This window comes from Priestia sp. P5_B4 (assembly GCF_056400385.1).
Window position 1 is genome coordinate 1 of record NZ_JBFULJ010000025.1, and the last position, 12540, is coordinate 12540.

The following is a 12540-nucleotide window of genomic DNA, read 5'->3' on the forward strand; positions in this document are numbered from 1 at the left end:
CACTTAAACAGTCATCAACTACGAAGAAACCTTCAAAGTTAATGTATATAGGCATTTTACTAGCTGCAGGCGTTATCTTTATGGTATTTAGCAACTCACTCACAACATCTATGAATTCAGGCGGATTACTAAAGAGTGCAAGCAAAGAAACCAGCGCACCACCGGTATCACAGGATGTTCCCGCTTTTAGCTCTAAAAAGACAACAACAATGACAGGCTATGAAGAGCGGTATGAGGAAGAATTGAAAGATATTTTGGATCAAGTTAGAGGCGTAAGTAAGGTAAAAGTAATTGTGAACCTAGATGCAACAGAATCCAAAATATATGAAAAAAACAGCGTCACAAAATCGCAAACGACCAACGAAACAGACCGTGAAGGAGGGACTCGTAAAGTTGAAGATTCCTCAACAGACGAACAGCTGGTCATTGTAAGAAGTGGAGAACAAGAAAAGCCTGTTGTAGTTAAAACCGAAAAGCCAAAAGTAAGAGGCGTGTTAGTTGTCGCTAAAGGAGCTGATAATATCGAGGTAAAGAAATCTATTATTGAAGCCGTGACAAGAGCGCTCGATATACCAAGTCATAGAGTAGCAGTATTAGCGAAAAAAGGATGAGGGGGAAATGAATATGTTATTAAAAAAGCAAACGGTTTGGTTATTAACAATGTTAAGTTTAGTTGTTGTGTTATCGGTGTATTATATGACAACGCCAGAAAATCCTCAGAGTAATGTTGCGCTAGTAGACAATGAAAAACAGAGCGAAAAGCAGGCTGATGACAAGGCTCCTGCAGAAGATACAAAACAACAGACAGATGAGAAATCAGGAACAAAAGAAGATTCAAAAACTGAAGGTTCAGCAGGAAATGTAAAGAAGGAAACAGCTAAAAATGCAAAAGAATCAGCGGTTGTATCAAGCACAGATAGCGACGAGCTATTTACGGCTCTTCGTTTGGAATTAAATGATGAAAGAAGTCAATTAAAAGAAGAGTATCAAGAAGTAGCTGCATCAAAAAATGTGACGCCTGCGGAAGTAAGCAAGGCGATGGATAAAATTGATGAATTATCAAAGCTTGGGGAAAAAGAAGCCACGCTGGAAACATTAATTAAAGCAAAAGGATACAGTGACGCGCTAGTAAGAGCAGACGGAAAGCAAGTGCAAATTACGGTTAAGACAGAAAAACACTCAAAAACAAAAGCAAATCAAATCATTCAGCTAGTCAAAAAAGAAATGGGTCCAAAAGAAGTAGCGGTAGAGTTTCAACCAACTAAATAAAGGGAATAAAAGAAGTGTGAAACAGCCGTAAATTGGGGTTGTTTACACTTCTTTTTTTATGAAATGACTAAAATCTAAGCGAGACGGTAAAAATTTTAACATGGCTTTCTTTTTTTACTTCGGTTATAATAGGTTTCATAATCTTATATTAGTACTAGGTGACAAACGTTTTCATAAGTGTTGTCATCTGTAAAGCTATGTTTCCATTTATAAAACGATAACGCTAAAAAGTTATTATAGAGTAAGTGGAACTTCTTTTTAATGTTTGCCAAACGAATTGAATGGCTGTAGCCATCTGTCGTATTATTAACATTGTAGAGAATTCTATTTTCATGAGGTAGGAGTGTTCAATATGTTAAAAATTCAAGAGATCCGTGAGATCATTAAACTAGTTGATCAATCATCAATCGAGGAGTTCACCTATGAGCACGAAGGCTCCAAAATCAAGATGAAGAAAAAAGACGCAATTGTTTCCAAACAAGCACAGCAAGTAGTGGTTTCGGCACCTGAACAAGCGGCAGTACCTGCACCGCAGGCAGCAGCGGCTCCAGCGCCAGCCCCAGCAGCACAGTCTACTCAACCAAAAGAAGAACAAGCGGCCCCAGCGGTTGATGAAAGCTTACATAAAATTACATCTCCGATGGTAGGGACTTTCTATGCGTCATCATCGCCAGAATCAGATGTATACGTGACTCCTGGAGATAAAGTACAAAAAGATTCGGTTGTATGTATCGTAGAAGCAATGAAATTATTTAATGAAATCGAAGCAGAAGTTAAAGGTGAAATCGTTGACGTATTAGTTGAAAGTGGACAACTTGTAGAATACGGTCAACCTCTTTTCTTAGTAAAGCCTGAATAAGGAGCGGTAAATATGATTAAAAAGCTATTAATTGCGAATCGAGGAGAAATTGCGGTTCGAATTATTCGAGCGTGTAAAGAGTTAGGTGTAGAATCAGTAGCTGTTCATTCTCAAGCTGATCGCGATTCTTTGCATGTACAATTAGCAGACGAAGCGTATTGTATTGGACCAACGTCATCTAAAGACAGCTATTTAAACTTTACAAACATTATGAGTGTTGCGATGCTAACGGGCTGTGACGCTATTCACCCTGGATACGGCTTTTTAGCTGAAAACGCTGATTTTGCAGAGCTATGCAGAGAGTGTAACGTTACATTTGTAGGACCAAGTCCTGAAGCCATTAACAAAATGGGAACAAAAGACGTAGCGAGAGAAACGATGCGTGAAGCGGGTGTTCCAATTGTTCCTGGTTCAACTGGAATTGTAGAGTCAGTGGAAGACGGTATGTCAATCGCTAATGATATTGGCTATCCTGTTATTATTAAAGCAACGGCAGGAGGCGGAGGAAAAGGAATCCGCGTTGCGAAAAATGAACAAGAGCTTATTAAAGGTATTACAATTACACAGCAAGAAGCTGCTACAGCTTTCGGTAACCCTGGTGTGTACATTGAAAAGTTCATTGAGGATTTCCGTCACGTTGAGATCCAAGTGTTGGCTGATTCTCATGGGAATACTGTACATTTAGGAGAGCGTGATTGCTCGATTCAACGCCGTCTTCAAAAATTAATTGAAGAAACTCCTTCTCCAGCGTTAGACGAAAAAACGCGTGAATTAATGGGCGACGCTGCTGTTAAAGCTGCTCAAGCCGTTAATTACACAGGAGCCGGAACAGTGGAATTCATTTATGATTACCGTGAAAACAAATTTTACTTCATGGAAATGAATACGCGTATCCAAGTAGAACACCCTGTTACAGAGATGGTGACAGGAGTTGACTTAATTAAAGAACAAATCAAAGTGGCAAATGGTGAAACTTTACCGTTTACGCAAGAAGAAGTGACATTTAACGGATGGGCAATTGAGTGCCGAATCAACGCGGAAAACCCAGAGAAAAACTTTATGCCATCACCAGGTACGATTCAAATGTACTTGCCGCCAGGTGGCTACGGAGTGCGCGTAGACTCTGCTGCATACCCGGGCTATGCAATCCCGCCTTACTATGATTCAATGGTGGCTAAATTGATTGTTCATGCGCCAACTCGTGAGGAAGCTATTGAACGAATGAAGCGGGCGTTAGATGAATTTGTTATCGACGGCGTTGCAACCACTATTCCTTTTCACCAAAAACTATTAAATCATGAAAAATTTGTTAGCGGTGAATTCAACACGAAGTTTCTTGAGCTATATGACGTAATGAATTCTTAGTATAATATAAACTATAGGAGGTGCTGTACATGAATGAAAATCATGTATTAGAAATGGAAGAACACCCAAATTCTCTTGGCAAAGTAGAAATTGCTCCTGAGGTTATTGAAGTCATTGCGGGTATTGCTGCTTCTGAAGTAGAAGGCGTTTCTGCAATGAGAGGAAATTTTGCAGCTGGCGTTGTGGAGAAACTAGGAAAGAAAAACCACGGTAAAGGTGTAAAAGTGGACTTAACAGAAAACGGGATAAAAGTAGACGTATTTTGTATGATGAAGTTTGGAGTGTCTATTCCAAACGTAGCGCAACAAGTACAAGATAACATTCGTCAAGCCCTTAAAAATATGACAGCTATTGATCTCGATGAAGTAAACATTCATATCGTAGGGATTCAGTTTGATACGCAAAAAACTGATATTGAAGAAGTTGAATAAAACAAACGTTGACCTAACGGCTGTTGCTAAAATGGAATAACGTATGATTACTTGTTCCTTTTCAACACAAGCTATGGTAAAGTGAAAAAGACTGTCTCGTCATAAAGACGGTCTTTTTCGTGTTCTACAAACTTCGTCTAAGAACAATGAAGTATCGTATCATAAACTATGCTATTATCTAGGTATACTAGTTGAAGAAGATAAATAAAGGAGCAAAAATAATGAAAAGACATACAGCACGCCAAAAAGCATTACAAGCACTATTTCAGCATGATTTAGGGCAGACCGAGCCAATGGAGGCAATCGGAAATGTTGTACAAAATGAAAAGTCTGATCAATTTTTAGAAAGTCTCGTGCTAGGTGTGGTTGAACATCAGCAAGAAATTGATGAACTTTTACGCAATCATTTAGAAAAATGGACGTTAGATCGTGTAGCTACTGTAGACCGCGTTATCCTACGTATTGCCGTATACGAAATGAAGTATGAAGAAGAAATTCCTACGAGCGTTACGTTAAATGAAGCGATTGAATTAGCGAAAACGTTTGGCGATGATCAATCAAGCAAGTTTATCAATGGCGTATTGTCTAAAGTGTTAACAACTTTATCTAAATAAAGGTTCATCTTGCCAAATCAAGTGACCAAAATGCTTCTCTCCTTTATACAAAGGGGAGAGGGTGACTGCAAAGGAGGCAAAACGATGAGTGAAGTGCGTTATCTAACCGTTACGGCTCTTACACGATACATTAAGCGCAAGTTTGATGTAGACCCTCACATGCAAGATGTATGGATTAAAGGAGAAATTTCTAACTTTAAACGTCATAGTCGGGGACATATGTATTTCACCTTGAAAGATCAAAATGCTCGTATCGCAGCCGTTATGTTTGCTGGGCATAACCGGCAGCTTAATTTTCAGCCTGAAGAAGGAATGAATGTACTCATTCGAGCTGAAATTTCGGTTTATGAACCAAGCGGAAATTATCAAATGTACGTAAAAGAAATGCAGCCTGATGGCGTTGGAAACTTATACTTGGCCTACGAACAGCTGAAAAAAAAGCTGGAAAAAGAAGGCTTATTTGATCCTGCTAGGAAACGAAAACTGCCGAAGTATCCAACAACAATAGGTGTTATTACATCTCCAACTGGAGCAGCCGTACGTGATATTATTACGACATTAAAGCGCAGATATAACGCGAACATTATTGTTATGCCCGCTCTTGTTCAAGGAGTGAATGCGGCACCGTCTATCATTAAGGCAATTGAAGAAGCAAACCGTCGTAAAGAAGCAGACGTATTGATTGTTGGCCGCGGTGGTGGGTCAATTGAAGAGCTTTGGGCTTTTAACGAAGAAAGCGTTGCTCGTGCAATTTTCACTTCTACTATTCCTGTTATTTCAGCGGTTGGACATGAAACCGATTTTACAATTGCAGATTTTGTAGCAGATCTTCGCGCTCCTACTCCAACGGGTGCTGCGGAATTGGCTGTGCCTCATATCAGTGAAATTACAGAAAGATTGACTCAGCGAAATATCCGTCTTCTTCGTTCGATGAAAGAAATGCTTCAGTCTAGTAGCCGCAGGCTTGAACGATCCCAGAAATCATATGCTTTTCGTTATCCTCAAAAGTTGGTCGAGCAAAAAGAGCAGCAGTTAGATCAGTTGATGGAGCGTTTTTATCGTGAAGGCAGAAGGTACATTGAAGATAAACGGACGAACTACGAGCAGCTAACAGCCGCTTTGTTGCGCAATCACCCCGAGCATCAGTTAATGAAAGCAGCGGAGCGTCAACAGCAGCTGACGAAAATGCTGACAAAAGAGATGCAGCAGCTGCTAAAGCAAAAACAGCTTTTATTTGCAACGGCAACGTCAAAATTACATACGCTTAGTCCATTAAAAACAATGGAAAGAGGCTACAGCTTAGTATACGATAAAGAAAAAGAGTTAATTAAATCAACCAAACAAGTATCCAAAGGCGATATGGTAAACGTTCGTTTGACCGATGGACAGTTGCAGTGTGAAGTTTCGAAAATAGAGGAGCGATGAAAAATGGCGACAAATAAAGAGTATACGTTTGAAGAGGCGATGGAGCAGTTAGAAACCATCGTAAACAAGCTAGAAGAAGGCGACGTGCCTTTAGAAGAAGCAATTCAACAATTCCAAGAAGGAATGACTCTTTCAAAATTCTGTCACGATCGTCTTCAGCATATTGAAAAGCAAATGGAAACTATTTTACGTGAAGACGGAACGCTTGAGCCATTCTCGGTGCAGGAGGAAGAGTAATGGTGAATGAAATGAATTTAAAAGAGTATATTTCTTTTACAAAAGATCGAGTAGAAACACGCTTGCCTGAAGTGGTAAAAGCATTACATGCTCCGGTTAACTTAAAGGAATCCATGCTTTACTCGCTTACGGCAGGAGGAAAGCGACTTCGCCCAGTGCTGTTGTTTGCCACGCTACATGCGTTTGGAAAAGACGAGAGCATGGGATTAGAAACAGCATGTGCAGTGGAAATGATTCATACATATTCTCTCATTCACGATGATTTACCTAGCATGGATGATGACGACTTAAGAAGAGGTAAACCAACGAATCACAAGGTGTACGGCGAAGCAACCGCTATATTAGCTGGAGATGCTCTTTTAACAAATAGCTTTCAGCTCATTTCTGAAGCGGCACATCCTGAGATTACATCACATATGAAGCTTCAGCTCATTACAGAACTGGTAAAAGCAAGCGGAACAGAAGGTATGATCAGCGGACAGGTTGCGGATATGGAAGGCGAAAAAAAGCAGCTCACGCTAGATGAGCTTGAATATATTCACCTTCACAAAACGGGGAAGCTGCTAGGGTTTTGTGTAAAAGCAGGAGCTATTCTTGCAAAAGCTACGCCTTTACAGCAAGAATTATTAGAAGAATTCAGTAAGCATGTAGGGTTAGCGTTTCAAATTCAAGATGATATCTTGGATGTGGAAGGGTCTGAAGAAAAATTAGGAAAGCCAATTGGCAGTGATACAGAAAATGAAAAAACGACATATCCTTCTTTATTAGGTATGGAAGCGGCCAAAGAAAAGTTACAGTATCATGTTGAACAAGCACTTCTCTCGTTACGTCAAGCTCAAATTAAGCACGGATTACTAGAAGAAATTTGTTTATATATAGCAAAACGTGATAGTTAATGACGATCTCTGTCAGGTTTTTTGAGTGATACAGTAAAATAAGATTGAGTCCCAATAGGGGCTATGCTATAATGATTTTACTACTGTATAAAAGCGTAGTGCATAGGTTTGAAAGACATATACAATATCTTGGTGGCCGTTATCACATTTGTGTTAGCGGCTATTTTTTCACTGTTTTCCTTTGAATATCGCTGGTTTACTGATAGAATATCAAAGGTATTGTAAGTAATAAGGAAATACTAAAAATTGACTATACGTATAAAACAATAGACAATGTATTAAGGTAACTTTATAACAAGTACGAAAGTGAGTGATCCACCTTGGATCTTACAACGATAAAAAATCCTGAGTTTTTAAAGAAAATGTCAGTAACACAATTAGAAGAACTAAGTGAAGAGATTCGTCGTTTTTTAATTACAAAGCTTTCTGCAACTGGCGGTCATATAGGGCCGAATTTGGGGGTTGTTGAGTTAACGCTTGCACTCCATAAAGTATTTGACAGCCCAAAAGATAAATTTTTATGGGACGTGGGGCATCAGTCGTATGTCCATAAAATTTTAACAGGACGAGCGGGAGAGTTTGATACAATCCGTCAATATAAAGGATTATGCGGTTTTCCAAAGCGTGACGAAAGTGAACATGATGTATGGGAAACGGGACATAGTTCTACATCTCTTTCAGCCGCAATGGGAATGGCTGCTGCAAGAGATTTGCAAAAAACAAAAGCTCATATTGTTCCCATCATTGGTGACGGAGCTTTAACAGGTGGTATGGCTCTTGAAGCGCTTAACCACATCGGGCACGAGCAAACGGATATGACCGTTATTTTAAATGACAATGAAATGTCTATCGCTCCTAACGTGGGAGCTGTACACAGTATTCTAGGACGTTTGCGCACGGCAGGCAAATACAACTGGGTAAAAGATGAGCTTGAAGTCTTGCTGAAAAAAGTGCCTGCAGTAGGCGGTAAGCTTGCGGCAACGGCAGAACGTGTAAAAGATGGTCTAAAGTATATGGTCGTGTCAGGCATGTTCTTTGAAGACCTTGGCTTTACGTATTTAGGCCCAGTTGATGGCCATAGCTATGATGATTTATTGGAAACGTTACAATATGCAAAGAAAACAAAAGGTCCCGTGCTGATTCACGTTATTACGAAAAAAGGGAAAGGCTACTTGCCGGCGGAAAGCGATAAAAGCGGAGCATGGCATGGTACAGGCCCTTACAAAATTGAATCCGGTGACTTTATTAAAGACAAAAATGTTCCGATTGCTTGGAGTAAACTAGTAAGTGATACGGTATTGAAGATGGCTAGGGAAGATGATCGCATTGTAGCCGTAACACCAGCAATGCCTGTGGGTTCAAAACTCGAAGCATTTCAAAAAGAGTTTCCGCATCGCATGTTTGATGTTGGGATTGCAGAGCAGCATGCAACAACAATGGCAGCAGGTCTTGCAACTCAAAATATGAAGCCCTTTTTAGCTATTTATTCTACGTTTTTACAGCGTGCATACGATCAAGTGGTTCATGATATTTGCCGTCAGAAGCTAAATGTATTTATTGGGATTGATCGCGCTGGGCTAGTAGGTGCTGATGGTGAAACGCATCAAGGCGTGTTTGATATTGCATTCTTACGTCATTTGCCTAACCTTGTTATTATGATGCCAAAAGATGAGAATGAAGGCCAGCACATGGTTCACACTGCTTTGACTTATGAAGAAGGTCCGATTGCTATGCGCTATGCTAGAGGAAACGGATTAGGTGTTGAACTAGATTCAGAATTGAAAAACATTCCGATCGGTACATGGGACGTATTAAAAGAAGGTTCAGATACAACCATTTTAACGTTTGGTACAACGATTTCAATGGCGATGGATGCAGCAGCAGAACTTGAGAAGCAAGGAATCAGCGTCAAAGTGGTAAATGCTCGTTTTATTAAACCGTTGGATGAAAAAATACTTCATGAGATTTTCCAAACTAGTAAGCCTGTGATTACGGTAGAAGAAGCGGTACTTCAAGGCGGTTTTGGAAGCGCGGTGTTAGAGTTTGCATCAGAGCACGGCTATTATGATACGCGCGTTGAACGTATGGGGATTCCAGATCGCTTTATCGAGCACGGCAGCGTAACAAAACTTTTAGAAGAAATTGGTTTAACCAAAGAAGAGATTATAAATCGAGTTAAAAAACTCGTAACACCAACACAAAAGAGGCTTGAAGTTAAGTGACAAAAAAAGAACGAGTAGATGTATTATTAGTAGAACGAGGTTTGATTGAAACAAGAGAAAAAGCAAAGCGTACAGTGATGGCAGGACTCGTTTATGCGAATGAAGTCCGTTTGGATAAGCCGGGAGAGAAAATTGAACGCGATACGCCGCTGACAATTAAAGGTGCAGTGATGCCTTACGTCAGCAGAGGCGGCTTTAAGCTTGAAAAAGCGATTAAAGAATTTAATGTCCATGTAGCGGATAAAATCATGATTGATATTGGTTCTTCTACTGGAGGCTTTACCGATTGTGCGCTTCAAAATGGAGCGAAGATGTCCTATGCGCTAGACGTAGGCTATAATCAGCTAGCTTGGAAGCTTCGTCAAGATGAACGAGTAGAAGTAATGGAACGAACAAATTTCCGTTATGTGACGCCAGCTGATTTATCAAGAGGCTTGCCTGAATTCGCTTCTATTGATGTATCATTTATTTCCTTAAGACTCATTCTTCCTGTGTTAAAAACACTTCTTGTTCCACACAGCGATGTTGTTGCGCTCGTTAAGCCACAGTTTGAGGCTGGAAGAGAGCAAGTTGGGAAAAAAGGAATCGTGCGTGATTCAAAAGTGCATGAAGAAGTTCTTCAAGGCATGGTGGATTTCTCCCTTCGTCAAGGATACGATGTATATAACATGTCGTATTCACCGATAACGGGAGGAGATGGAAATATCGAATTTCTTCTCCACCTGCGCTGGAAAGGCGAGCGTGAACTTGGTGAAAATCAAGCTCCGCTTACTGTGAGCGAAGTAGTCGAAGAAGCACATAAGACGTTAAAAGAGAAAAAGTAATAATGGCCAATGTTAAGCAAAGACTTAGCATTGGCGATTTGATTATGACTCTTTATACAAAAGGTGCATAATCAAGTTGAACACATTATGATACTTAATTAGTGAAAGACTTATAAACAACAAAACAAAAAGAAGATTACATATTAATGTGAGGTGCCAACATGAATAAAGGGCAAAGACATATTAAAATTCGTGATATTATCACGAATAATGATATTGAAACACAGGATGAATTGGTAGATATTTTAAAAAACCAAGGTTTTAATGTAACACAGGCAACAATCTCTCGTGATATTAAAGAACTGCACTTAGTCAAAGTGCCTTTGATGGACGGTCGATACAAATACAGCTTGCCTGCAGATCAGCGTTTTAATCCCTTACAAAAGTTAAAGCGCTCTCTTATGGACGCATTTGTAAAAATTGATTCAGCGGGGCATATGTTGGTGATGAAAACATTACCGGGAAATGCAAATGCGATTGGCGCATTAATTGATCATTTGGATTGGGATGAAATATTAGGAACAATTTGTGGAGACGATACATGTTTGATTATTTGCCGTACTCCTGAAGATACGCAAATTATATCAGACCGATTCTTAGAAATGTTATAAAGGTGAGTGAAGCAGGTTGTTAGCTGAATTATCCATTAAAAACTTTGCGATTATTGATGAACTTTCTGTTTCATTTGAAAAAGGCTTAACGGTATTAACAGGCGAAACAGGAGCGGGGAAATCGATTATTATTGATGCCATTTCATTGTTAGTAGGTGGAAGAGGCTCTTCGGAGTTTGTACGCCACGGAACAGACAGAGCCGAAATTGAAGGACTTTTCTTATTTGATGAAGAACAGCATCCGAGTCACGAAAAAGCCAAACAAGTCGGTTTGGAAGTGGAAGATGGAATGATTGTGCTTCGCCGAGATATCACTACAAATGGGAAAAGTATTTGCCGCATCAACGGTAAGCTCGTAACGTTAGCTATCCTACGTGAAGTTGGACAGACGTTAATTGATATACATGGACAGCACGAGCACCAAGATTTAATGAATCAAGATCGTCACTTAACTCTTCTTGATCAATATGGAGGAGAAAAAGTAGAAGAGGCTTTGACGGAGTATCGAGAGGTATTTTCTAGGTATACATCGCTAAAAAAGCAGCTTGATCAATTAACTGAAAATGAACAGCAGATGGCACATCGCCTCGATCTTATTCAATTTCAATTAGATGAAATCAAAGCGGCAAATTTGCAGCTGAACGAAGACGAGGAACTAAATGAAGAGCGTTTGAAGATTTCTAACTTTGAAAAGATCTATACGTCGCTAAACGATGCGTACAATGCCCTGCACGGTGAACACCAAGGTTTAGATTGGGTCGGTGTAGCAATGAATCATACGGAGGATATTTCGTCACTGGAAAAAAACTATGCCGAAATTTCTGAGATCATTTCATCGAGCTTCTATCAGCTAGAAGACGCATCTTATAAAATTCGTCAGCAGCTTGATTTATTAGAATTTGATCCCAAACGCTTAGACTTTATTGAAGCGCGTTTAAATGAAATTAATCACTTAAAGCGTAAATACGGTCAAAGTGTAGATGAAATTCTAGAATATGCAGCGCAAATTGAAGATGAAATTGATCGTATTGAAAATCGAGATACGCATGTGAGCAAGATCAAAGAAGAGTTAAACAGTGTAGCACAGGATTTATTAGTAGAAGCTAATAACGTTTCAGCTATTCGAAAAAAACTTGCTCAGGAGTTAACGGACAGTATCCATCATGAGCTTCAAGAACTGTATATGGCTAAGACCGTATTTCAAATTAAATTCTCTGTTGTAAATGCAGGTAAAAATGACGTTGAAGTAAATGGAGAAAGAATAAAATTCACCAAAGACGGTATTGACAACGTAGAATTTTATATTTCTACCAATCCTGGTGAACCTTTAAAGCCTCTTGCAAAAGTAGCATCAGGAGGAGAACTGTCAAGAATTATGCTGGCGTTAAAAAGCATCTTCTCTAAGCATCAAGGCGTGACGTCCATTATCTTTGACGAAGTTGATACAGGCGTAAGTGGAAGAGTAGCTCAATCGATCGGTGAAAAAATACATGCTATTTCTGTTGATTCACAAGTTCTCTGTATATCTCATCTGCCTCAGGTAGCAGCGATGGCAGATACTCATCTCTTTATTGCTAAAGAGATAAAAGGTGATCGTACAACGACGTCTGTTCTTCCGTTAACTGTTGATGAAAAAGTAAAAGAAATTGGTCGAATGATTGCAGGAGCTGAAATTACAAGCTTAACGAAGGAACATGCCAAAGAGCTTTTAGATTTAGCGGATAAGATGAAGCACACCATTTAAAAAAACACCTTTTAACACGTAACAGTATGTGTTAAAGGTGTTT

General features: G+C 39.6%; 13 protein-coding genes. All 13 read left to right on the forward strand.

Annotated elements, in window-relative coordinates; translation table 11 throughout:
* A partial coding sequence (gene spoIIIAG, locus AC1DRF_RS05275; RefSeq protein ID WP_477740403.1) for a stage III sporulation protein AG occupies nucleotides 1-611 on the forward strand: 611 nt, incomplete at its 5' end.
* 7 nt (nucleotides 612-618) lie between these two features.
* Nucleotides 619-1269: a SpoIIIAH-like family protein gene (locus tag AC1DRF_RS05280; RefSeq protein WP_272801048.1), complete on the forward strand. Its 651-nt coding sequence runs from the start codon at nucleotides 619-621 to the stop codon at nucleotides 1267-1269.
* 352 nt (nucleotides 1270-1621) lie between these two features.
* Nucleotides 1622-2128 (forward strand): acetyl-CoA carboxylase biotin carboxyl carrier protein, encoded by a 507-nt coding sequence (gene accB / locus AC1DRF_RS05285; protein WP_427075288.1) that lies wholly within the window; start codon nucleotides 1622-1624, stop codon nucleotides 2126-2128.
* 12 nt (nucleotides 2129-2140) lie between these two features.
* The gene (gene accC / locus AC1DRF_RS05290) at nucleotides 2141-3493 is read left to right on the forward strand and encodes an acetyl-CoA carboxylase biotin carboxylase subunit (protein ID WP_013084993.1); all 1353 of its coding nucleotides are present in this window, start codon (nucleotides 2141-2143) and stop codon (nucleotides 3491-3493) included.
* Nucleotides 3494-3522: 29 nt separating this feature from the next.
* Nucleotides 3523-3924, forward strand: a complete 402-nt coding sequence (locus AC1DRF_RS05295) for an Asp23/Gls24 family envelope stress response protein (protein ID WP_013059143.1) — start codon at nucleotides 3523-3525, stop codon at nucleotides 3922-3924.
* Between the two features lie 221 nt (nucleotides 3925-4145).
* Nucleotides 4146-4538 (forward strand): transcription antitermination factor NusB, encoded by a 393-nt coding sequence (nusB, locus tag AC1DRF_RS05300; protein WP_013059142.1) that lies wholly within the window; start codon nucleotides 4146-4148, stop codon nucleotides 4536-4538.
* A gap of 84 nt (nucleotides 4539-4622) precedes the next feature.
* On the forward strand, nucleotides 4623-5963 hold the full coding sequence (gene xseA, locus AC1DRF_RS05305; RefSeq protein WP_162214963.1) for an exodeoxyribonuclease VII large subunit: 1341 nt from the start codon (nucleotides 4623-4625) through the stop codon (nucleotides 5961-5963).
* 3 nt (nucleotides 5964-5966) lie between these two features.
* Nucleotides 5967-6200 carry an exodeoxyribonuclease VII small subunit gene (locus tag AC1DRF_RS05310; RefSeq protein ID WP_013059140.1) on the forward strand — a complete coding sequence of 78 codons (234 nt, stop codon included), beginning with the start codon at nucleotides 5967-5969 and terminating at the stop codon, nucleotides 6198-6200.
* Nucleotides 6200-7096, forward strand: coding sequence for a polyprenyl synthetase family protein (locus tag AC1DRF_RS05315; RefSeq protein WP_013059139.1), 897 nt, complete (start codon nucleotides 6200-6202; stop codon nucleotides 7094-7096). Before AC1DRF_RS05310 ends, AC1DRF_RS05315 begins: the two co-directional genes overlap by 1 nt.
* Nucleotides 7097-7416: 320 nt before the next feature.
* A complete protein-coding gene (dxs, locus tag AC1DRF_RS05320; RefSeq protein WP_427075287.1) occupies nucleotides 7417-9318 on the forward strand; it encodes a 1-deoxy-D-xylulose-5-phosphate synthase in 1902 nt (633 codons plus the stop codon).
* Entirely contained in the window at nucleotides 9315-10142 is an 828-nt protein-coding gene (locus AC1DRF_RS05325) for a TlyA family RNA methyltransferase (RefSeq protein ID WP_013084988.1), read from the forward strand. Before dxs ends, AC1DRF_RS05325 begins: the two co-directional genes overlap by 4 nt.
* Nucleotides 10143-10303: 161 nt before the next feature.
* A complete protein-coding gene (ahrC, locus tag AC1DRF_RS05330) occupies nucleotides 10304-10753 on the forward strand; it encodes a transcriptional regulator AhrC/ArgR (RefSeq protein ID WP_013059136.1) in 450 nt (149 codons plus the stop codon).
* Between the two features lie 16 nt (nucleotides 10754-10769).
* Complete coding sequence (gene recN, locus AC1DRF_RS05335; protein ID WP_028410663.1) at nucleotides 10770-12497, forward strand: DNA repair protein RecN; 1728 nt, start codon at nucleotides 10770-10772, stop codon at nucleotides 12495-12497.
* The last annotated feature ends 43 nt before the right edge of the window (nucleotides 12498-12540 follow it).

What these genes read in the sequence shown, in the direction of transcription:
- AC1DRF_RS05310 (WP_013059140.1), top strand. Translation starts at nt 5,967, where the DNA reads ATGGCGACAAATAAAGAGTATACGTTTGAAGAGGCGATGGAGCAGTTA.
- ahrC (WP_013059136.1), top strand. Translation starts at nt 10,304, where the DNA reads ATGAATAAAGGGCAAAGACATATTAAAATTCGTGATATTATCACGAAT.
- accB (WP_427075288.1), top strand. Translation starts at nt 1,622, where the DNA reads ATGTTAAAAATTCAAGAGATCCGTGAGATCATTAAACTAGTTGATCAA.
- AC1DRF_RS05280 (WP_272801048.1), top strand. Translation starts at nt 619, where the DNA reads ATGAATATGTTATTAAAAAAGCAAACGGTTTGGTTATTAACAATGTTA.
- AC1DRF_RS05295 (WP_013059143.1), top strand. Translation starts at nt 3,523, where the DNA reads ATGAATGAAAATCATGTATTAGAAATGGAAGAACACCCAAATTCTCTT.
- accC (WP_013084993.1), top strand. Translation starts at nt 2,141, where the DNA reads ATGATTAAAAAGCTATTAATTGCGAATCGAGGAGAAATTGCGGTTCGA.
- AC1DRF_RS05315 (WP_013059139.1), top strand. Translation starts at nt 6,200, where the DNA reads ATGGTGAATGAAATGAATTTAAAAGAGTATATTTCTTTTACAAAAGAT.
- xseA (WP_162214963.1), top strand. Translation starts at nt 4,623, where the DNA reads ATGAGTGAAGTGCGTTATCTAACCGTTACGGCTCTTACACGATACATT.
- nusB (WP_013059142.1), top strand. Translation starts at nt 4,146, where the DNA reads ATGAAAAGACATACAGCACGCCAAAAAGCATTACAAGCACTATTTCAG.